General features: G+C 65.2%; 15 protein-coding genes. 9 read left to right on the plus strand and 6 right to left on the minus strand.

The window, feature by feature from the left end; translation table 11 throughout:
- Nucleotides 1-72: 72 nt before the first annotated feature.
- Nucleotides 73-1,317, plus strand: a complete 1,245-nt coding sequence (locus ACE3P0_RS04615; protein WP_374400310.1) for an ABC transporter substrate-binding protein — start codon at nucleotides 73-75, stop codon at nucleotides 1,315-1,317.
- A gap of 18 nt (nucleotides 1,318-1,335) precedes the next feature.
- Here the strand turns inward: ACE3P0_RS04615 and ACE3P0_RS04620 are convergent, their stop codons facing one another.
- Complete coding sequence (locus ACE3P0_RS04620; protein WP_374400312.1) at nucleotides 1,336-2,835, minus strand: M48 family metalloprotease; 1,500 nt, start codon at nucleotides 2,833-2,835, stop codon at nucleotides 1,336-1,338.
- A 162-nt stretch (nucleotides 2,836-2,997) separates the two neighbouring features.
- Here ACE3P0_RS04620 and kynB point away from each other — a divergent pair, with 162 nt between their 5' ends.
- Genes kynB through kynA form a run of 3 tightly spaced genes read left to right on the plus strand, consistent with a single transcriptional unit; the run spans nucleotide 2,998 to nucleotide 5,742 of the window.
- On the plus strand, nucleotides 2,998-3,633 hold the full coding sequence (gene kynB, locus ACE3P0_RS04625) for an arylformamidase (protein WP_374400314.1): 636 nt from the start codon (nucleotides 2,998-3,000) through the stop codon (nucleotides 3,631-3,633).
- Nucleotides 3,630-4,892, plus strand: coding sequence for a kynureninase (gene kynU / locus ACE3P0_RS04630; RefSeq protein WP_374400317.1), 1,263 nt, complete (start codon nucleotides 3,630-3,632; stop codon nucleotides 4,890-4,892). The genes kynB and kynU overlap by 4 nt, the downstream gene beginning before the upstream one ends.
- A 1-nt stretch (nucleotide 4,893) precedes the next feature.
- Nucleotides 4,894-5,742, plus strand: coding sequence for a tryptophan 2,3-dioxygenase (kynA, locus tag ACE3P0_RS04635; protein WP_374400320.1), 849 nt, complete (start codon nucleotides 4,894-4,896; stop codon nucleotides 5,740-5,742).
- A gap of 18 nt (nucleotides 5,743-5,760) precedes the next feature.
- Here the strand turns inward: kynA and ACE3P0_RS04640 are convergent, their stop codons facing one another.
- Together ACE3P0_RS04640 and ACE3P0_RS04645 are read right to left on the minus strand one after the other, a co-directional pair.
- Nucleotides 5,761-6,603, minus strand: a complete 843-nt coding sequence (locus tag ACE3P0_RS04640; protein ID WP_374400322.1) for a substrate-binding periplasmic protein — start codon at nucleotides 6,601-6,603, stop codon at nucleotides 5,761-5,763.
- 2 nt (nucleotides 6,604-6,605) lie between these two features.
- Nucleotides 6,606-7,475 carry an HDOD domain-containing protein gene (locus ACE3P0_RS04645; protein WP_374400324.1) on the minus strand — a complete coding sequence of 290 codons (870 nt, stop codon included), beginning with the start codon at nucleotides 7,473-7,475 and terminating at the stop codon, nucleotides 6,606-6,608.
- A gap of 179 nt (nucleotides 7,476-7,654) precedes the next feature.
- On the opposite strand from ACE3P0_RS04645, the gene ACE3P0_RS04650 reads away from it, so the two are divergent.
- The 3 genes from ACE3P0_RS04650 to ACE3P0_RS04660 all read left to right on the plus strand — a co-directional run bounded on the left by ACE3P0_RS04650 (nucleotide 7,655) and on the right by ACE3P0_RS04660 (nucleotide 11,794).
- Nucleotides 7,655-8,650 carry an oxidoreductase gene (locus ACE3P0_RS04650; protein WP_374400325.1) on the plus strand — a complete coding sequence of 332 codons (996 nt, stop codon included), beginning with the start codon at nucleotides 7,655-7,657 and terminating at the stop codon, nucleotides 8,648-8,650.
- A 24-nt stretch (nucleotides 8,651-8,674) separates the two neighbouring features.
- Entirely contained in the window at nucleotides 8,675-9,796 is a 1,122-nt protein-coding gene (locus ACE3P0_RS04655) for a response regulator (protein ID WP_374400327.1), read from the plus strand.
- A 102-nt stretch (nucleotides 9,797-9,898) separates the two neighbouring features.
- A complete protein-coding gene (locus tag ACE3P0_RS04660; protein ID WP_374400329.1) occupies nucleotides 9,899-11,794 on the plus strand; it encodes a propionate--CoA ligase in 1,896 nt (631 codons plus the stop codon).
- 69 nt (nucleotides 11,795-11,863) lie between these two features.
- Here the strand turns inward: ACE3P0_RS04660 and ACE3P0_RS04665 are convergent, their stop codons facing one another.
- The 3 genes from ACE3P0_RS04665 to ACE3P0_RS04675 all read right to left on the minus strand — a co-directional run bounded on the left by ACE3P0_RS04665 (nucleotide 11,864) and on the right by ACE3P0_RS04675 (nucleotide 18,091).
- Entirely contained in the window at nucleotides 11,864-14,587 is a 2,724-nt protein-coding gene (locus ACE3P0_RS04665) for an alpha-amylase family glycosyl hydrolase (RefSeq protein WP_374400331.1), read from the minus strand.
- A 150-nt stretch (nucleotides 14,588-14,737) separates the two neighbouring features.
- Nucleotides 14,738-16,636 carry a glucan 1,4-alpha-maltotetraohydrolase domain-containing protein gene (locus ACE3P0_RS04670; protein WP_374400334.1) on the minus strand — a complete coding sequence of 633 codons (1,899 nt, stop codon included), beginning with the start codon at nucleotides 16,634-16,636 and terminating at the stop codon, nucleotides 14,738-14,740.
- Nucleotides 16,637-16,825: 189 nt separating this feature from the next.
- Nucleotides 16,826-18,091, minus strand: coding sequence for a glucan 1,4-alpha-maltotetraohydrolase domain-containing protein (locus tag ACE3P0_RS04675; RefSeq protein WP_374400336.1), 1,266 nt, complete (start codon nucleotides 18,089-18,091; stop codon nucleotides 16,826-16,828).
- A 596-nt stretch (nucleotides 18,092-18,687) separates the two neighbouring features.
- On the opposite strand from ACE3P0_RS04675, the gene ACE3P0_RS04680 reads away from it, so the two are divergent.
- Nucleotides 18,688-21,429 carry a monovalent cation/H+ antiporter subunit A gene (locus ACE3P0_RS04680; RefSeq protein WP_374400338.1) on the plus strand — a complete coding sequence of 914 codons (2,742 nt, stop codon included), beginning with the start codon at nucleotides 18,688-18,690 and terminating at the stop codon, nucleotides 21,427-21,429.
- Nucleotides 21,426-21,758: a Na+/H+ antiporter subunit C gene (locus ACE3P0_RS04685; protein WP_374400340.1), complete on the plus strand. Its 333-nt coding sequence runs from the start codon at nucleotides 21,426-21,428 to the stop codon at nucleotides 21,756-21,758. Before ACE3P0_RS04680 ends, ACE3P0_RS04685 begins: the two co-directional genes overlap by 4 nt.

Here is a 21,758-nt window from a genome sequence, read left to right on the forward strand (position 1 = left end):
CGGCACGCCTTGTGCAGCCTGCGTTGACCTGACTGCCTCCAGTGCCGTGTCAGCCGTGCCGATAATCGCGGCATGACTGTCTCGCGCCGAACCGCTCTGGGCCGCATCGCCACGCTATGGGCGACACCGCTTGTGGTGCGCGCTGCCGAGACGCCACGCGCGCTGGTGATCGACTTCATGATCTCGAGTGGCCGGCAGCGCACCGCGTGGGCTCAGTTGATCAACACCTTTGCGGCGCTGAATCCCGATCTGGCCATCGTTGCGAACGAATTCCCGCAGGAAGACTACAAGCGCCACTTCGCCACGCGCCTGGGCCGCGAGCCGGTGGATCTGGCGTTCTGGTTTGCCGGTGCGCGGCTGCGCGAGGCGGTGCGACGGGGCTTGCTGCGGCCGATCGACAACCGTGACACGCTGCAGGCACTCGGCGTGCGCTTCACGCCGGCATCGCTCGACGCCCTGCAGCACGAAGGCAAATCCTACGGCGCACCGGTGTCGTTCTACCCGTGGGGCTTCTTTTATCACCGGCCGCTTTTTGCCGTGCTCGGCCTGCAACCGCCCGCCGACTGGAATGCCTTCCTGGCCGTCAGTGCCAAGCTGAGCGCCGCCGGTGTGACACCCACCGCGGTGGGTGCCCGCCACGGCTGGCCGGCCGCCGCCTGGTTCGACTACCTCAACCTGCGTACCAACGGCATTGGCTTTCACCGGCAACTGCTCGCCGGTGAGGTGCCGTTTGGTGACCCGCGCGTGCGGGCCGCGTTGACGCCCTGGCGCGAGATGCTCATGCGCGGTGATTTTCTCGCCGAATCCGTTACCGAGGACTGGGACGCCTGTCTGCCGCACCTGTATCGCAAATCGGTTGGCATGGTCTTGCTCGGTGCCTTTGCGGCATCGAAGTTCCCGCCGCAGCTGGCCGCCGAGATCGGCTTCTTCCCTTTCCCGCAACTCAATCCGCAGGTGCCGCGGGCTGAAGAGGCGCCGCTCGATGTGGTGGTGCTGCCGGCGCGCGGCCATAACCCGGAGGGCGCGCAGCGCTTTCTGCGCTTCCTTGCGCAGCACGAGGCCCTGAACGTCTTCAACCGGGAATCCGGCATGTTGTCGCCGCGCACCGATACCGCTGCCGAACGCGAGCCTTTGCGCCGCGCCGGGCGGGATCTGCTGGATCAGGCGCGCGGCCTGGCCTTCTTCTTTGACCGCGATGCGCGGGCCGATCTGGTCGAGCCCGCCTTCGCGGCGATGCGGGAATTTCTGTTGCCGCCCTACGACCTCAACCGGCTGCTGCAGCGCCTGGAAGCGGCGCGCCGCGCCGGCGGTGCCTGATTACGCGAACACCGCGCTTTAGTCGGCCATGATGCGCTCGTAGCGCGCGCGCCATTCCTCGGTCAGCGCTTCGTTGCCGATGTGCTCGTACAACTGCACCACGCGCCAGGTCGCCTCGGGGATCGTGTCGCCGTCGCGGTCCATCGCCATTTCGAAGTAGCGCACCGCCGCATCGTCGCCCCGATCCGCCAGGATGCGGCCGGCGGCCATTGCGGTCTCGGCGTTGCCGCGCGCATGCTCGGCGGCATCACACAGCAAGGGCAGCGCTTCGTCGATGCGATCGAGCGTGACCAGCGCCAGTGCGTAACGCGACTTGTCTTCCACTTCCAGGCGCCCCGGGTTGCTGCCCGCGAAGCGATCCACCTCGGCCTGCGCCGCCCGTACCGAGTTGTGACGTTCACGCCACTGAGCCTCGACCGAGGTCAGCCACGCTGCATCGAGGTCGGTTGTGATGCGCGGCAGGGCTTCGCGCAGCAGCACCTGGGCGGCGCTGTATTCAGGATGGCTGGGCACGGCCGGCTTCACGCGCAGCGCGTCGAGACGATCGCGCAGGCTCGGGTGGGTGTCGTCGTAGGTCGTCAGCCGCGCGAGCGCGTCCCACATCCAGGTCTTGAAATCGTCCGAATCGCCGGCGACTCGCAGGGCTGTGCGCATCGCAGCGTGCGGCATGAAACCGGGGCGCGGCTGGTGGTCTGCTTGGGCATACAGCGCGGGCCAGAACTTTTCGGCCATGAAGCGGCCCTTCACGCTGGCCGCAACCAGCGCGCTGGCCGTTGTGGTGCGGCCGACGAAGCGCGCCGAAGCCTGGTCAGCCTCGTATTCCTGCTGGCGCGCGAGCACGAAGCTGTATGCGTTGAACCACGGGATGTACCAGCGGAAGAAGCGCGTGAAGAGTTTGTCGAACCAGCCTTCCTCCTGCGCGAAGACATCGGCGAGCCGCATCCACACCAGCCGGATGCGGTAGATCCACGCGCCGGTCTTGCCGTGTGCGCCGGAGACGTGGCCGTATTCATGCGCCATCACCGCCGCGCATTCCTTCGGCGACAGGGCTTGCAGCAGCGGCAGGCCCAGCGTGAGCGTGTTGCGATACCAGCCGAAGATGCCCAGGCGTGGTGTTTGCACGATCGACGCGTTGAAAGCCTCGTCGATGATGATCTCGTGGATTTCCGGCCCGGCCTGTTTGGCGCGCAGTTTGTCGACCAGCCGCCATAGGTGCGGTGCTTCGTCACGCGAAACGCGCCGGCCGCTGGGCGGATCGAGGCGCACCCACAGCGCGCGGATCACGAGGAAGGCCGCTACGCCACATACCAGCAACAGCTTGCCGCCGATAAACGCATGGTGCGACGCGATCAAGCCGAGGCCGGCGAACACGCCGCCGATCGTCAGCCCCAGCATCCCCAGCGCGTAGGCATAGCCCAGCCCGGCCAGCGCAGTGACCTTGGCGCGGTAGCGGCCAGGCGCAATGTCGCATTCGCGCTCAAGGTGAGCGACGAGGGTGCGGAATTCGGACTCGGTCATGGTGGCACTCGACAGCGGGCTTCAAATTGCATTATCCGACAAAATTGCCAAAACACCATTGGCATGAACCCCGATCAATGTCGCGCAGCGACATGACCTTGCTGCGGGGCGCGGCTAGACTGAGGCCTTGTCGAATCAAGCCGGCGCTTGGCCGGACGCACCATGTTGCCTGCCCGCCTTTGGGACATCTCTCCGCCGGTCTCGGCGGCCAGCCCCGTCTTCCCGGGGGATACGCCGTTCCAGCAACGCTGGACCTGGCAGATCGCGCCGGACAGCCCGGTCAACGTCAGCACGCTGACACTGTCGCCGCACACCGGCGCGCACGCCGACGCGCCCTTGCATTACGACCCCCAGGGCGCGGCGATCGGCGCGGTGCAGTTGGATGCCTACCTCGGGCCTTGCCGCGTGATTCATGCAATCGGCCGCCGCACGCTGATCACGCCCGATCTGATCGCGCCACAACTGGTCGATACCCCGCCGCGCGTGCTGGTGCGTACCCGCTTCCGCGCCGAGGTGGAAGCCTGGGACCCGGATTTCACTGCATTGGCGCCAGAAACTATCGACCTGCTCGCCGAGCTTGGTGTGAAGCTGGTGGGCATCGATACGCCCTCATTGGACCCCGCGGAATCAAAGACGCTGGATAGCCACCAGCGCGTGCGGGCGCACGGCATGGCGGTGCTCGAATGCCTGGTGCTCGACGACGTGGCGGCCGGCGACTACGAGTTGATTGCGCTGCCGCTGAAACTGGTCACCGCCGACGCCAGCCCGGTACGCGCGGTACTGCGGGAACTGCCATGACCACGCGTGAAGACTGCCTGCGGCGCGATGCCGCCGACCCGCTGGCGCCTTTGCGCGAGCAGTTCTCGTTGCCGGCCGGCGTGATCTATCTCGACGGCAATTCGCTCGGCCCGCTGCCGCGCGCGACGCCCGAGCGCCTTGCCGCGGTGATCCGCAGCGAGTGGGGCACGGACCTGATCAAGAGCTGGAACAGCGCAGGCTGGATCGACCTTCCTGCCGATGTCGGCGACCAGATTGCGCCGCTGGTGGGGGCTGGGGCGGGTGAGCTGATCGCGGCGGATTCGACTTCGGTGAATCTGTTCAAGGTGCTCGCCGCCGCGCTGCGCATCGTCTTCGAAGAAGACCCGGCGCGCTGCGAGATCGTCTCGGAGCGCGACAACTTCCCGACCGATCTCTACATCGTGCAAGGCTTGTCTGAGCTGCTCGGCGGTCGCTACACGCTGCGCCTGGTCGATTCGGCCGACGATATCCCCGCCGCGCTCGGGCCCAAGACTGCGCTTCTGATGCTGACGCAGGTGAACTACCGCACCGGCGCGCTGCACGACATGGCTGCGCTGTCCGCTGCCGCACATAACGCCGGCGCGCTCACGGTGTGGGATCTGGCGCATTCGGCCGGCGCCTTGCCGGTGGCACTGAACGACGATGGTGCGGATTTCGCAATCGGCTGCGGTTACAAGTACCTCAACGGTGGGCCGGGCGCGCCGGCTTTCGTGTGGGTGGCGCCGCGCCATGTTGGTCGCTTTCGTCAGCCCTTGTCCGGCTGGATGGGCCATGCACGGCCGTTCGACTTCGTCCCTGGCTATGAGGCGGGTGAGGGCGTGGCGCGCTACCTGTGTGGCACGCCCTCCATCCTTGCCATGAGCGCACTTGAATGTGGCGTGGAAACCTTGCTCGCCGCCGAGCCCTGCGGCGGCATGGCGGCCTTGCGTGACAAGTCGCTCGCGCTGACCGAGCTGTTCATCGAGCGGGTGGAGGCGCGCTGTGCCGGCAAGGGGCTCACGCTGGTCACGCCGCGCGAGCCGGCGCGCCGGGGCTCGCAGGTGAGTTTCGCCTTCGATTCAGCCTGGCCGGTGTGTCAGGCGCTGATCGCGCGTGGCGTGGTTGGCGACTTTCGTGCGCCGGACATCCTGCGCTTCGGCTTTGCGCCGCTCTACCTCCGCTTCGCCGATGTGTGGGACGCGGCTGAAGCCTTGGCGACGGTGCTGGAAACCGGCGAGTGGCTGGAAGCGCGCTTTGCCGAGCGTAGTGCGGTGACTTGAATTGGATAATCAACGCGAACTCGAAGACAGCATCGTCACCGATCTGCGTGATCGCCTGAGCTATGGCGGTTATCTGAGTCTCGATGGTCTGCTCGCACAGCAGAAACCCTTGTCCGACCCGCCGCACCATGACGAAATGCTCTTCATCGTGCAGCACCAGGTGTCGGAGCTGTGGATGAAGCTGCTGATCCACGAACTTTCTGCCGCGATCCGCCATGTGCAGCGCGACGAACTGGGGCCGTGTTTCAAGATTCTCGCCCGTGTGAAGCAGGTGCAGATGCAGCTCTTCGAGCAGTGGGCGGTGCTCGAAACGCTGACGCCGTCCGAATACATGGAATTCCGCGGTGTGCTGGGCAACTCGTCCGGCTTTCAGTCGCACCAGTACCGCACGATCGAATTCCTGCTCGGCAACAAGAATGCCGCCATGGTGGAGGTGTTTCGCCACGACCCGGCGAAGCAGGCGGCGCTGCGCGCGACGCTCGAAGCGCCCAGCCTCTACGACGAGTTCCTGCGCCACCTTGCACGCACCGGCCTGCCGGTGCCGGCCGAGTGCATCGAGCGCGACTGGTCGCAGCCTTACCGGAAGGTGGATGCGCTGGTCGAGGTGTTCCGCGGCATCTACGAAAACCCGCGCGACGGCTGGGAAGCCTATGAGATGTGCGAAAAGCTCGTCGACGTGGAGGAATATTTCCAGCTCTGGCGCTTCCGGCACATGAAGACCGTGGAGCGGGTGATCGGCTTTCGTGCCGGCACTGGTGGGTCGAGCGGCGTGGGTTTCCTGCGGCGCGCGCTGGAGCTGAGCTTCTTCCCGGAACTCTTCGCGGTGCGCACCGAATTGCGGCAGCGCTGAGCAGGCCGGGTGCTGCGCTCAGTGCGCCGCGCCATCCGGGCGAGTCGATGACGGCACATCGGGCGGCACATGCCGCTGGATGATGCGCTGCAGGCTGCCATCCTGCTTCATCGCAAGGATCGCCGCGCGGAACTTCTCGTACAAGGCATCTCCGATCTGCGCGCGCGACAAGACCACTCCGATTTCGATGGCCGGTGCGCCGACATCCAGCCACTGCAGCACTGCCGCAGGGTAGCTGCGCTTGAGGGTGGGCCATGCCAGATCACGCACGATCGCCGCGTCGGCCCGCCCGATCACCAGCAGCCTGAATGCCGCTTCTTCGTCGGCCGCTTCGAAGACGCGGCCGTTAGCCTGTCGCGCGACCCAGTCGTCGAACGGTGGTCCGTAGCGGTAACTGCGCGTGATCGCGACGGTCAGCGTGTCGTCGGTCAGCACGCTTGAAGGGGTGATCGTGCCGGTGGCCGCACGGCGCACGGCGACGAGGTTGCGTTCTGTCGCATACGGAATGAAGCGGGCAAAGCGCTCGCGTTCCGCGGTCTGGATGCCCGACATGCTCACGTCCAGCGCGCCGGCCTGCAACTGCTGCCAGATGCGCACCCGCGATTCGAAGCGTGGCTCGAAACGGCAGCCGGTGCGCTGAGCCAGTTCATCGACCACGTCGCGATCAATGCCTTGCCAAGTCGCGCCATCGGTGCTGCGGTAGTAGAAGGGCGGTGTCGCGTAGTACGCAACGCTCAGCGGCCGCGTGCAGTCTTGCAATGGGGCGGCCGGCGTCCCCGCTGCGACGATCAACCCAAGCCAAGCCACGATGCGCCGGGCGATACGGGCGCGCAGCATTACGTGGCCGGCGCGCTTGAGCATGGTCAGGCGTCTTCGGTCGGGGCGGGCGGGTCGCCGAGTTGCAATACCGGCGCATCCGCCGGCACGCCGACGCGCTGCATCACATGGCCGACATCCATGCGCAGCAGGTCGCCGATGGCGCGGAAGTCGTCGGGCAGCGCCGGGTCGTCCCAGCCGTTGGCGGAATGCCGTGCGAGGTCGCAGGCCAGCAGCACGGTCCGCACGCGCGGGTTGTCGGTGCGTTGCGGGTCCATGAGCGTGATCAGCAACTCCGGCAGCGAATACTCACGAACCAGCGCCAGTTGCAGATCCGGGATCGCGATGCCCATCGTGCCCTTCTGTGCGGCGCTGCTGCGCATGCCGGGGTTGGCGCGCTGTAGCGCAAAGGCCTGCTGCACCAGATCGGGGGCGAAGCACCAGCAGAGGATTTCGGCGACTTCATGCAACAGCGCGGCGACGGTGATTTCGTCGACGTCGATGTCGTGGCGGTGCAGTGCCCAGTCCCGCGCAAAATAGGCCGCGCGTTTGGCGCGGGTGATTACCTTCAACACACCCAGCAGCGCGCGTGGATGGTTTGCCAGCTGATCTTCGACTGTAGGGATCTCGCCAAAGCGGCGGAAGAAGGGCGTCACGCCGAGCATCATGATCGCGCGTTCGATCGTCGTGATGTCGTGGTTCTGCGTGGTACTGCGGTTGCGCTGCAGATGGATCATGAGCTTGAGCGCCATCAGCGGGTCCTGCAGCACGCAGCCCGCGATCTGGCGCGCGGAGACGTTGTCCTCGTCTTCCTTCAGCGCGTTGAGCTCCAGCGCAGTCCGGCGCAGCACCGGGAATTCGACGCTGCGTAGGTACAGCACATAGCTGTTGAGTTCGGCGAATGGTTTGGTAAGCATGGTCTCCGGCCCGACTGGCGCCATAAGGCAATAACGGCACCCGCACGCCGTGGCTTGAGGGCTCTCAAGTCTGGCGCGCCCGGAGGCCCGATTGCCCCTAATGCCCGGCGTATAATCAGCCGATAACGTCAAATAAATCACGCTACACGCATGCCGGGGGCGCAGGGATGGGGACAGCAATGAAGTCGTTCAAGGCATTCGTCGTTGATCAGGACGCCGATCGCCGCGTCACTGCGGGCTTCCGGACCCTGTCCGAAGATGGGCTCGACAAGGGCGACGTGCTGATCCGCGTCGCCTACTCCAGCATCAACTACAAGGATGCCTTGGCCGCGACCGGCAAGGGCCGCATCATCCGGCGCTTCCCCTGCGTGGGGGGCATCGACCTCGCTGGCGTCGTGGAGCGCAGCGCGGCGCCGCGGTTCAAGCCCGGCGACAAGGTGATCGCGACCAGCTACGACATTGGCGTGGCGCACCACGGCGGCTATGCCGAATACGCGCTGGTGCCCGGCGGTTGGGTGCTGCCGTTGCCGGCCGGCATGGATCTGCGCCAGGCGATGGCGCTTGGCACTGCTGGTTTTACTGCTGCGCTCGGTGTGCAGCGCATGGAAGACAACGGCCTGAAGCCCGAGAATGGCGCGGTGATCGTTACCGGCGCCACCGGCGGCGTTGGCAGCCTCGCGGTGGACATGCTGGCCGGGCGCGGCTACGAGGTGGTGGCGCTGACCGGCAAGGCCGAGCAGGCCGACTGGCTCAAGTCGATCGGTGCCGCCCGCGTGATGCTGCGCAGCGAACTGGATCTCGCGAACATCAAGCCGCTCGACAAGGGCCTGTGGGCCGGCGCGGTCGATAACCTGGGCGGCGATGTGCTGGCCTGGATCGCCAGCACGATGAAGCCCTGGGGTACGATCGCGAGTATCGGCCTTGCGGCCAGCACTGACCTGAACACCACTGTGATGCCCTTCATCCTGCGTGGCGCGAGCCTGCTCGGCATTGATTCCGGATACGCGCCGGCCGCGATCCGCGAGCATGTCTGGGCGCGCTTGGCGACGGACCTGCGGCCACGGCATCTCGACGCATTGACGCGTGAAGTGGCGTTCGATGCACTACCGACTGAATTCGACCGCTTCATCGCCGGCCAGGCACATGGCCGCGTGGTGGTGCGGATTGCTCCCTGAATCGTTTCCGGACTCACCCCCGACATGAGCCAAGCCCCTGAGCAACACGCGACCCAACTGCCTCGTGTGCTGATCGTGGACGATTCGCGCATGGTGCGCGCGTCGCTGATTAAACAGATCCGTGCGAACTTCGAAGTGCGCGAGGAAGCCGACGGTGAAGCCGGCTGGCAGACGCTGCTGCTGGATCCGACGATCGAAGTGGTGATCTCCGACATCGGTATGCCGCGGCTGGACGGCTACGGCCTGCTCGAACGCATCCGCACCTCGCGGCTCGCCCGCATCCACGATCTGCCGGTGATCATCATTTCCGGCGAGGACGAGGAAGAGGCGCGCGTACGCGCCAAGGAAGCCGGCGCAACCGACTTCATCAGCAAGGGCACGCCCACCGTCGAGCTGCTGGCGCGCCTTGAAGCCCTGGTGAAACTGGCGCAAACCCGCCGCGACCTGGAAAAGAGCCGCGAGCAGCTGGTGCGCAACTACCATGGCGATGTGTCGGTGATGGCGATCGAGATCGACCACTACGCCGAACTTGCCGCGCGCTACGGCAACCATGTGGCGCAGCTGATTCATCGCAAGATGTCCAAGCTGCTGTCGGCCAAGGTGCGCAAGGAAGACACCGTCGCCCATCTGGCCGAGGGGCAGTTCGCGATCATCTCGCCGTCGGCCGATCTCGATGCTTGCGGCGCCTTCGCACTGCGCCTGCGCCGCGCGATCGAAACGATCGTGATGACCTACAAGGAAGAGCGCATCCGCATCAGCCTGACGATCGGGCTCGCCACCGCTGGCGGCGATGCGCACATGACGCTCGAATCGCTGATCGCACTGGCCGTGCAGCGGGTGCAGGACGGCAAGCTGATGGGTGGCAACACGGTGGTGTCGGATTCCGGCGAAGTCACGCCGGAGAACGTCGGCCGCTTCAGCCGCCTCGCCGTCAGCGTGGACCATGCACTGACCCAGTTGCGCACCGGCCAGACGGACGAAGTGCGCCGCCGTGTGCGCGAACTGGTCGGCACGATGATGCCGCTGCTCGAATTCATCGATGCGGAGTTCCGCACCGGCATGCCGCTGGGCCTGCTGGCTGAGCGCGCGAACCTGATCAACATCGAGCGCACCGAGATCGGCAACCCGATCCGCACCCATCTCTGAATCGCGCAGGCCGCGGCGCCTGCGTCAGTGCGATGTAAGCTGAACCCCCAAGAATCCCCTGCTTAAAACAGGGGATTTTGTTTTGGTCTTCGGGGGGAGAGCATGACAAGCTACAAGGCATTTCATCGCCGTTCGATCGACGATCGCGACGGTTTCTGGGGCGAACAGGCGAAGCTGATCGATTGGCAGACGCCGCCCGAGACAGTGTGCGATTTTTCGAATCCGCCGTTTGCAAAATGGTTCGCCGGTGGCCGCACCAATCTGTGCCACAACGCGGTGGACCGCCATGCCGCCACGCGGCCGGATGCGGCGGCGCTGATCTACATCTCTACCGAAACCGGTGTCGAGCGCACCTACAGCTTTGCCGAGCTCAAGCGCGAGGTGGAGCGCACCGCGGCGATCCTGCGCGGCCTGGGCGTCGGGCGTGGCGATCGGGTGCTGATCTACATGCCGATGATTGCGGAGGCGGCCTTCGCGATGCTCGCCTGCGCACGTATCGGCGCCATTCACTCGGTGGTGTTCGGGGGCTTCGCGGCGGGCAGCCTCGCCACGCGCATCGACGATGCGAAGCCGAAGCTGATGATCACCGCGGATGCCGGCATGCGCGGCGGCAAGGCGGTGCCTTACAAGCATCTGGTGGATGAAGCCTGCCGGCTGGCGCAAACGCCGCCGGAGCGGGTGCTGATCGTCGACCGTGGCATCGATGTCGGTTTTCCGCGCGTCGAAGGGCGCGATCTGGACTACGCCACGCTGCGTGCGCATCACCTTAACGCCGAGGTGCCGTGCGAGTGGCTGGAATCGTCGGAGCCCTCGTACATCCTCTACACCTCAGGCACCACCGGCAAGCCCAAGGGCGTGCAGCGCGATACCGGCGGCTACGCGGTGGCGCTCGCTGCGTCGATGAAGCACATCTACTGCGGCAACGCGGGCGAAACGATGTTCTCGACCTCGGACATCGGCTGGGTGGTGGGGCACAGCTACATCGTCTACGGCCCGCTGATCGCCGGCATGGCGACGATCATGTTCGAGGGTACGCCGATCAAGCCCGATGCCGGCGTGTGGTGGAGCATCGTCGAGAAGTACAAGGTCAGCGTGATGTTCTCGGCGCCGACCGCGATCCGCGTGCTGAAGAAGCACCCGACCGAGCTGATCCACAAATACGACCTCTCGTCACTGCGCAGTCTGTACCTGGCCGGCGAGCCGCTCGATCAGCCGACGCATGAATGGATCATGGGCGAACTCAAACGCCCGGTGATCGACCACTACTGGCAGACCGAGACCGGCTGGGCGATGTTGTCGGCGATGCCGGGCGTGGAGCAGACGCCGATCAAGTTCGGCTCGCCGAGCTTCCCGGTGTATGGCTACGACCTGCGCATCTTCCGTGAAGACGGCTCGGAAGCCGGCGCGAACGAGAAGGGCGTGGTGGGCGTGGTGCCGCCGCTGCCGCCGGGTTGCCTGACCACTGTGTGGGGCGACGACAAGCGCTTCGTCAGCACCTACTTCTCGCTGTTCAAGGAGCCGCAGGTGTATTCCAGCTTCGACTGGGGCATTCGCGACGAGGACGGCTACTACTTCATCCTTGGCCGTACCGATGACGTGATCAACGTTGCGGGTCATCGCCTCGGTACGCGCGAGATCGAAGAAGCGGTGCAGGCGCATAGCGCGGTCGCGGAAGTGGCCGTGGTGGGTGTGAACGATGCGCTGAAGGGGCAGCTACCGGTGGCCTTCGCGGTGCTCAAGGACCCGACGCGTAGCGACACCGAGGCCAAGCGCGCGGCGCTGGAGGCGGAGGTGATGAAGACGGTGGATGGCCTGCTCGGCGCGATTGCGCGTCCAGGGCGGGTGCATTTCGTCAGTGGTCTGCCCAAGACGCGCTCGGGCAAGATGCTGCGCCGTTCGATCCAGGCGCTGGCGGAAGGGCGCGACCCGGGGGATCTGACGACGATCGACGACCCCAGCACCTTGCAGCAGATTCGCGAAGCGCTCGGCGGCAGCTGACGCAAGCCGCGCAGCAAAGAAAAACGGCCGGGCATTGCCCGGCCGTTTTTCGTTTTGAAAGGCTGCGCCCTACTTCGTCAGCACCGTGACGGCCGTACCTTCGGCGACCACCGTGCCGCTCACCGTGCGCGGCGCCACCGAGGCGTCGGACTTCTCGGCCTTCACCGTCCACGTGCCAGCGGGCAGCGGGTGGGTGTAGTTGTCCGCGGCGTTCTCGATCACGATGGTGTCAGTCACGCCGCAACCGCTGATGGTGTTAACCACCACGCCGTAGCGCGGGCGAGTGGTCGTCACGCAACTGTTGATCGCATCCCATGAGGTGAGGCGCAACGCCGGTGTGGCTTTGCGCAGGTTCACCATCTGCTTGTAGTAGGCAAACACGTCAGCGTTATCGACCTTCCATTGCCAATTGATCTGGTTCACCGAATCCGGCGACTTGTAGCTGTTCTCGTCGCCGCCCTTGGTGCGCAGCAGTTCTTCGCCACCGTGCAGGAAGGGGATGCCCTGGCTGGTCAGCACCACGCCGTTGGCGAAGTCCTGGATGCGACGCAGGTAGCTCGCGTTGGTTACGCCGTTGAGCGTGGCCCAAGCGAGGATCTTGTCGCGCAGGGTCAGGTTGTCGTGCGCCGAGACGTAGTTGATCGACTGTTCCGGGTCCATCGCGAACATCGGATCCCAGGTGTCGATCGTGGTGTTGGCGTCCTTGGTCGCACGGATCGCGCCACGGCTGCCGACCTGGATACGCCAGGTATCCGGATTGGCGTTGAACGCGAAGCAGTCGCCCGCGTTACAGCCACCGTTGTCGTTCTGGCCTTTGATCGCCTCGCGGAACTTGGAGTTGAACACGCCGACATGGCTGTTCCAGATGCGGCCGATCGTGCCCAGGCGCACGCGCTGCGCTTCCTTCGTGTCGGTGGCGTAGCCATTCCACGGTTCGCCGTAGATCAGCAAATTGCGATCCGGGAACTTGGTGTTCAGGTTGTCTGCCCACTTCTGCACTTCGGCGTAGCTGAAGATGCCGATCAGGTCGAAGCGGAAGCCGTCGATGTTGTACTCGCGCGCCCAGTACTCGAGCGAGTCCTGGATCATGCGGCTGACCATCGGCTGGTCGGCGTCGATCGAGTTGCCGGTGCCGGACAGGTCGGTCGCGGTGTAGTACTTGCTGGTGATCGGGTCGAACATCTCCTTCGCGAAGGTGTGGTTGTAGACCACGTCCATCACCACCCGGATGCCTGCCTTGTGGAAGGCGTCCACCATCTGCTTGAACTCTTTGGCGCGGTTCACATAGTCGAACGGCGTCAGCGAGTAACGCTCTTCCGGCACGTTGTAGTTGCGCGGGTCGTAGCCCCAGTTGTAGCAAGCGGTGTCCGTGACCGTCGGGCAGGAGCCGAAGTCATACACCGGCATCAGCTGCACATGCGTAACACCCAGTTCCTTCAGGTGATCCAGACCGGTTTTCACGCCATTGAAAGTGGTGCCAGCCTCGATCATGCCGAGGAACTTGCCCTTGTTGGCGGCCGAAACGCCTGAGTTGGCGCTGATCGTGAAGTCGCGGACATGCGTCTCGTAGATCACCGCATCCTCGCGGTTGGCGAGTGCCGGGCGGGCAGCCCAGCCGGTCGTGAGCGCACTGGTGCTCATGTCCATCACGATGTTGTTGTTCGTGTTGGGCTCGACCATCTTGCCGTAGGGGTCGCGCACCGACACCCCGCCAACGAGGAAGGAGTACTTCTTCAAATGCCAGTTGCCGGGTACCGACACCTGATAGACGTCGGCGTAGCCGTTGAAGTCGGCAACCCGGTTCATCGGGTAGGTGGTGCCGTCGAGCACCAGTTTCACGTCGGTCTTGTCGGGGGACCAGAGCGAGAACACCGTCTTGGTGGTGGACCACTCGGCGCCCAGCGTGCTGGCTTCCGACGCGGGCAGCGTACCGCAGCTGGCAACCGGCGTGGCGGTGATGGCCTTCGTGTCGCTGTAGAAATCGATGGTGTAGCGCTTCGGGCTTGCCACCGCGTAGTCTGCGGTCGGGAATGCCTGCGTCCAGTCGCCGTAGCGGTCGATCTTGAAGCGCGCGCCGCCACCGGAGTCGCCGCCGGCGAAGTACTGGCAGGTCTGGTAGTGGGTGCCGCCAAGCGCGGTCATCGGGGTCTTGCCCCAGGCATTTGCCGTACCGCGGAAGTACCACTCGGCCGGCGCGACCGGCGTGACGATGGCAAGGCTGCTGCTCCATGGCGATACGTTGCCGGCTGCGTCATACGCGGCGACTGCGTAACTGTAGGAGCTCGAAGCGGAGACCGATGTGTCGGTGTAAGCCGCGGTGGTCGTGGTGCCGAGCTGAATGCCGTTGCGCGCGATCTTGTAGCCGGCGACGCCCACGTTGTCGGTCGAAGCGGCCCAGGTCAGCGCAACGTTGTTGTAGGTGACACTGCTGCTGGTCGGCACGCCCGGCGTGGTCGGCGGCTGGGTGTCCGGTGCGCAGCTCGCCACCGGGGTCACGCTGATTGCGTGGGTGTCGCTGTAGAACCTGATCGTGTAGCTCGTGTTTGCGGACACGCCATAGTCGGTGGCGGGGTAGGCCTCTGTCCAGTTGCCGGTACGGTCGATCTTGAAGCGCGGGCCGCCGTTGGCGTCACCGGCGGTGAACTTCTGGCAGGTCTGGTACAGCGTGCCGCCCATGGCGGCCATCGCCGTGGTGCCCCAGGAATTGGGCGTGCCGCGGAAGTACCAGTCTGCGCTGGCTGCGAAGGGCGCCGCGGCTGCGCTGAGCAGCAACAACGTTCCAATGGGTTTCAACACATGTGTCTCCTCGGATGTGCGCCGAACCGGGTGGTGCGGCGTGTGCGGCTATCGGCATTGCGCTTTTGTTCGGGGGGCGCTCAAACGACGGCCGACAATAAAAAAGCGGGGCGATCAAATCGCCCCGCGTGTGCTGCCTGAACTGCCTTAGAACTTGAAGCTGCCGTCAGCGCGCGATGCGGTGCAGGGCGACGTGGTCGTCGTCGTGAACTCGCGGTTGCCGCTGCTGGTGGTCTGGTTGCTTTCCCAGACGGTGGCGCCGGTGCTCGGGTTGTACTTCACGTATTTGTACTGCGTGGCCGCACCAGCAGGCAGATTCACCGTACCGGACCAGGTTGCGTTGGCGCCCGTCCCCTGAATCGTCAGCGCGAACGACGAGGCCGGCGACCAGTTGCCGATTGCCGTCTGGTTGCCTACGACGTACAGGTTCTGGCCGGTGACGGTGTTGGCGTTCGCGATGCTGAACGTGACCGCCACCGAGGTGCAGCCCGTGCCACCGCTCGGCGTCGTCACCGACAGGGCCGGCGAGCTGTAAGCCGAGTTGTTGCCGGCTGCGTCGTAGGCCTGCACCGCGTAGGTGTAGGTGGTGTTGGCGACAGCGGTGTTGTCGGTGTAGCTGGTGCTCGTCGTGGTTCCGATTGCGGTGCCATTGCGGGCAACGCGATAGCCGGTGACGCCGACGTTGTCGGTCGATGCGGTCCAGGTCAGCGGCACGCTCGTTGCCGTGACGGTGCCCTTGGCCACGTTGGTCGGTACGGTCGGCGCTTGGGTGTCAACCGTCGAGCCTGCCTTCCACACGGCGTAGTTCGCGCCCGATGCCACCATCGTCCAGCTGCCCGAGGGTGCCCAGCTGTTCGGGCCGATCTTCATCGCCAGCTGGTAGTTGGTGCCGGTGATGATGGCTGCGTACAAGCCCGTTGCTGCTTGCTGGATCGAGACTGCCGAGGTCGAGGTGACGCCAGCCGCCTTGCGCGCATCAACGAGTGCTTTGATGTCAGCCTTCAGGCCCCAGTTGTAAACGTGCGGGTAGTAGATTGTCGGTACGCCCGGATGGGTCAGGATGTAGGCGTAGCCCTGCATCACCTTGTCGCACGGCACCGGCCAGTGGTTCTGTCCGACCGAGCACGACTCCGACGGGCCGGTGTCGTGGTTATCGACGAAGGTGATCATCTTCATCGGCCACCAGCCGATGCCTCCGGCCGGCTTGCCGCTGCTGTCCTTCAGGCGGTAGTACTCGTTCGCCGACAGTGCCTGGTTGAGCAGGCCCTTGGTCGTGAAGTCGAAGGCGCCGCACTTTCCGCTGGAACCGTCGACATAGTTCATCAGCAGCTGGCGGTGGGCGTCGACGTTGTTGTAGTCGAGGTTGGTCCACACTTCGCCAACGCAGAAGTCGGCGGCCATCGCGTCCTGATACGTGCCGGCGTAGCTGGCACCGTAGCCCTTCGAGTAGTCGAAGCGGATACCGGTGAAGCCGGCGCCTTTGAGGCGCGACGACAGCCAGGTCTTGATGTCGTTCTGGACGAAAGTCTGCGTGTGGTCGATGTCACGCGCAGCGGAGTAGCCGTCGCCGGTGTCGGCGTTGCCGCACTTGCCGGTCCATTCGTCGCTGTTGACCACCGCGCGGCAGTCCCAGGTCGGGTTGGTGAAGTCGGCCCAGCCTGCCGTGCCGACACGGTGGTTGATGACCACGTCGACCACGCTCTTGATGCCTTGTGCGTTCAACGCCGAGGTTGCGGCGGTCAGCGCAGTCTCGGTGCCGTAACTGGAGTTCAGCACGTTGAGCTGGCGCGGCAGGTAGCCTTGCGTCGACGCGGCATCCGAGGGCGGAGGGAACCAGACGTGGGTGACGCCCAGCGTCTTCAGGTCGGCAGCCTTGGATTGCAGGTCGGCATACCAGCTGCCGTTCGCGGAGTTCCAGTGGAAGCCCTGGAACAGGATTGCAGAGCTGGCCTTGTTCTGTTCGGTGGCGGCCTGTGCGGAGGAAAGACAAGCCAATGCACTGCTGACAGCAAGCGCCGTGAGGGCGACGCGGTGATGCACCTTCATGGGTAAGTCTCCTTCGTGTGTGACAAGAGTCCGAACGTCATGCGTCTTGCGCGAGGCACCGGGTGCCGGGGGCGCGCGGCGGACGCTGATGTCGGTCTGGCAATGGGCTGCACGGCGTTGGCGCAGCCTCGTTTAATTCGGGTAAAGGGCGGCGGGGGAGGGGCGTTTGCCTCACCCCCGCGCGGCTGTTTATTGCTTCCAGACGGCGTAGTTGGTGCCGGAGGTCAGCAGCGTCCAGCCGGTGCCCGGCGACCAGCTGTTCGGGCCGATCTTCATCGCGAGCTTGCCGGTGGTACCGGTGATGATCGCGGCGTAAAGACCCGTGGTGGCCTGCTGGATCGCCACGGCAGACGTCGAGGTGACGCCCGCGGCGTTGCGCGCCTGGATCAGCGACTTGATGCCGGCACGCAGCCCCCAGTTGTACACATGGGGGTAGTACACCGTCGGGATGCCCGGGTGGGTCAGGATGTAGGCATAGCCCTGCATCACCGAGCCGGCCGGTACCGGCCAGTGGTTCTGCCCCGTCGTGCTGGTTTCAGACGGGCCGGTGTCGTGGTTGTCGACGAAGGTCACCGACATCTGGCCCCACCAGCCGATTGCACCGGCCGGCTTGCCGGCGCTGTCCTTCAGGCGCCAGTAGTCGTTGTTGTTGAGCACCTGCACGAGCAGGCCGTGCGTAGTGAAGTCGAAGGCCGCGCAGGTGTTGCCGGTGCCGTTGATGTAGTTCATCAACACTTGGCGGTGCGCGTCGACGTTGTTGTAGTCGAGATTGGTCCACACCTCGCCGACGCAGAAATCCGGCGCAAAGGCATCGTGATAGAGCTTCGCGTAGCTCGGCGAATAGCCCTTCGAATAGTCGTAGCGGATGCCGGTGAAACCGTCCGCCTTGAGCTTGGCCATCCAGCTCTTGATGTCGTTCTGTACGAAGGTCTGGCTGTGATCCACGTCGCGTGCCGAGGCGTAGCCATCGCCCGAGTCGGCGTTGCCGCACTTGCCTGTCCATTCGTCGTTGTTGACGACCGCGCGGCAATCCCAGGTCGGGTTCGTGAAGTCGGCCCAGTTGGCGGTGCCTACGCGATGGTTGATCACGATGTCCGCGATCGATTTGATTCCCTGGCCCTTGAGCGCGGCCACCGCGTTCTTCAGGTCAGTCTCGCTGCCGTACTTGTTGCTCAGCACATTGAGCTGACGCGGCAGGTAGCCGTTTGCGTCGGCCGAATCGGTCGCGGGCGGGAACCACACATGGGTGATGCCCAGATCCTTCATGTCTGCCGCCTTGCCGCCCAGCGTCTGCAGCCAGTTCGGCCCGCTGTAGTTGGGCGAGTTCCAGTGGAAGCCCTGCAGCAGGATGGCCTTGCTGGCACCCGCTTGTTGCGTGGCGGCGATGGCTGAGGCGCTGGCGAATGCACTGGTGAGTGCGAGTGCAATGCCCAGTACGCGGAATTGCTTTTGCATCAAAATCTCCTTTGATGTCGATGGTGCTGGCTGCGGCTGCGAGGCGGTCGTGCCCCGTTCTGCGCGCGAGCCAGCGGCTCGGATTGCGCGGCGTTGGCGCAATCTCGTCGTGCATCGCTGCGAGCGAACCAAATTGCGCGCAGCGGGTCGGTAATTCAGAGGTGTCTTGTGGCGGTGGCGCGCAACAGGAAGTGGGCGCCTGGGCTTGGCCGCGTCGCGGCAGCCCGATGCAGATCGCAGGTAGATGGATGTGACGGCCGGTGGACGACCGACAGCGTCGCGCGGTAACGCTCAAGCAACATCGTGTGACTCTCCGACTTGTTGCCGGCCCTGTCTGGTATCCGCACTCACGTCGCGCAGCCGGGCTCTGAGAGCCTGACCCGTGTGTGCAAACAGGGCATCGGGTGACAGCCCTCAATGGAGCCGTCTTTATGGTCTCATTAGTAAATATCGTAAATACAAAAAAAGCAAGTAAATTCCTTTGTCATATTCTGTTGGTGCCGCCGGGGTGGCATGTCGGTGCGGGTGTGCCATTGGCTTTGGGGCGGATAAGATCGAGCCTTCATGTTCCTTGCTTGCCGCGCTGACGGAGACGCATGAGCTTATTCTTCCTGGCTTTGCTGCCTTGGTGTGCCAGCTTGCTCTTGTCGCGGCTGCGCAGCGCAGGTGTAGCGTTCGCGCTGTCGGGCGGCTGTGCGCTCGCACTGCTGGCGCTGCTCGCATCGCTTGCGCCCGGCGTGCTCGCCGGTGCACCAGTGAAGGTGGCGGCCGATTGGCTGCCGGCGCTGGGCGTGTCGGCGACTCTGCGGCTCGATGCGCTGGCGTGGCTGTTCGCAACGCTGGTGTGCGCGATCGGCGCGCTGGTCATGCTGTACGCGCGTTACTACCTCGCCGGCGATGCACGCCTGCCGCGCTTCTATGCGCTGCTCTGCGCCTTCATGGGCGCGATGCTGGGCGTGGTGCTGGCCGGCGATCTGGTGCTGCTGGCGCTGTTCTGGGAACTGACGAGCGTGGCCTCGTTCTTGCTGATCGCGTTCAACGCGCCAGATCGTGGCGCCGTGCGGGGCGCACGGGTGTCCTTGTCCGTCACGGCTTTGGGCGGTGTGGCGCTGATGGCGGGGGTGGTGCTGATTGGCCGGGTGGTCGGCAGTTACGATCTCGATGTGGTACTGCGCAGTGGCGATCTGTTGCGGGCCGATGCCGCGTATCCGTGGATACTTGCCTGCGTGCTGCTCGCGGCATTCACCAAGTCCGCCCAGTTCCCGTTCCAGTTCTGGCTTGCGCGTGCCATGGCGGCACCGACCCCGGTGTCAGCCTACCTTCACTCGGCCACGCTGGTGAAGGCTGGCATCTTCCTGTTGCTGCGCTTCTACCCGGCGCTGGCGGGCACTGAGGCCTGGTTTTTTGCCGTTAGCACCGCCGGCGCAATCACCCTGTTGCTGGGCGGCGTGGCTGCGGTGTTCCAGCATGATCTGAAGGGATTGCTCGCCTATTCGACGATCAGCCACCTCGGGCTGATCACGCTGCTGATCGGCTTCTCGGCGGATAGCGCCATCGTTGCCGCGGTGTTCCATGTAATCAACCATGCCACCTTCAAGGCGTCACTCTTCATGGCGGCCGGTATCGTCGACCACGAATGCGGCACGCGTGATCTGCGCAAGGTGAATGGCCTCTGGCGCTACATGCCGCTGACTGGCGCGCTGGCAATCGTTGCTGCGGGCGCGATGGCAGGGGTGCCCTTGCTCAACGGTTTCCTGTCGAAAGAGATGTTCTTCGGCGAGGCGCTGGCACTTGAAGGCCACGATCTGGTCGCGCTTTTCGCGCCACTGGCCGCCGTGCTGGCCGGTGCGGCGGGCGTGGCCTATTCAGCGCGCTTCGTGCACGACGTGTTCTTCAATGGCGAACCGGTCGGCTTGTCGCGTATTCCGCATGAGCCGCCACGCTGGATGGCGGTTCCTGTCGCGATTCTTGTGGTGATCTGCGTTGCGGTCGGTTTGATGCCCCAGCCCATCGTCGGGCTGCCGCTCGCGGCGGCGGCCAGGGCGGCAATCGGTGGCACCTTGCCCGAGTATTCGCTCGCGTTGTGGCACGGCTTCAATGCTCCGCTGGCAATGAGCGCCTTCGCGCTGCTCGCGGGTATCGCGGCCTACGCTGTTCTGATGCGGGGTCGCTGGCTTCACGGCCAGGCGGACCCGACGCCCACCGGCTACCGAGCCTATGAGCGCGGACTGCTCGCGTTTGCGCGCAGCGGTCGATTGCTGGTTCGGCAGATGCAGGGTGACCGTTTGCGTTTGCAGATGGCGCTGCTCGCAGTTGCCGCGGTGCTGGCGGCGGCGCTGCCGCTGGTCGCCGGCGGATTTTCAGCACACCGGCCGGCACTTTCGGGCGTCACGCTCACGGGGGCCTGGTTGATCTGGGTGGTCGGCACCGTTTTTGCCGTGGCCTCGGTCAGCACGCGGGTGCGGCCGGTTACGGCCTTGCTGTTCCTGGGCGCCGTCGGGCTCGCCGTCTCGATCGCGTTCGCAGGGCTGTCAGCACCGGACTTGGCGCTCACGCAGCTCTTTGTCGAGGTCGCAACCGTGCTGCTGTTGCTGCTGGCACTCGAGCGCTTGCCGGTCGAGGCGCCGCGCGCGCGGCGACTCGGCGCGCGCCTTCGCTACATGGCCCTGGCGCTGCTGGGCGGCGGTGGGGCGGGATGGCTTGCGTGGGAGGCCATGCAGCGTAAGCCAGCAGTGATCTCGGACTTCCATCTTGCTCACGCCGTCGATGGGGCCGGGGGTACCAACGCGGTCAACGTGATCATCGTGGACTTCCGCGGTTTCGACACGCTCGGTGAGATCACGGTGCTGGCGGCGGCCGCCTTGATCGTGTGGGCCTTCCTTGCCCGCGAACGGGCCGGGGTGCTGGGCCGCTTCCGCGGCTCGTTCATGTTGCCACTGGCCGTGCGGCTGTTGATGCCGTGTGTCGGCTTGGTTGCGGCTTACCTTTACCTGCGCGGGCACAACCTGCCGGGTGGCGGGTTTGTCGCGGGTCTGCTGCTTGCGATCGGCCTGGTGCTGGAGGCGCTTGCGCTGGGGTCGTGGCGCTCGCCACATGCGCGGCCGGTACGCTGGCTGGCGTCTGGTTTAGCGATCGCGGCGCTGACTGGCGGTGCCAGTCTTTTGCTGGGCTATCCCTTCCTCACCAGCGCCTTTGGCCACCCGGTGCTGCCCTGGATCGGCGAACTGCCGCTTGCGAGTGCAGCCGCTTTCGATCTGGGGGTCATGGCTGTGGTGGTGGGCGCGACCTTGATGTTGATCCTGGCTTTTGCCTTCGGGCGTGAGGAGTCCGCCGGATGACGCTGGAACTGATGCTCGCTTCGGCCATCGCCGTGCTGGTGGCGTGCGCGTTGTATTGCCTGATGCGTGGTCGCGTGTTCGACATGATCGTCGGCATCACGCTGCTGTCCTACGGCGTAAACCTATTCCTGTTTGCCATGGGGCGCCCCGCACCCGACAAGCCGCCGATCGTCCCGGCGTACGGCGCAGTGACGGTGACTGCGCATGTCGACCCGCTGCCGCAGGCCCTGGTGCTGACGGCGATCGTCATCGGCTTTGCCATGACCGCCCTGGTGGTAGCGCTCGCCATCCAACGCACGCATCGCGGCAGCGATGCCGCGGAGGGCTAG

The sequence above is a fragment of the Niveibacterium sp. genome (assembly GCF_041909475.1).
Taxonomy (GTDB): domain Bacteria; phylum Pseudomonadota; class Gammaproteobacteria; order Burkholderiales; family Rhodocyclaceae; genus Niveibacterium.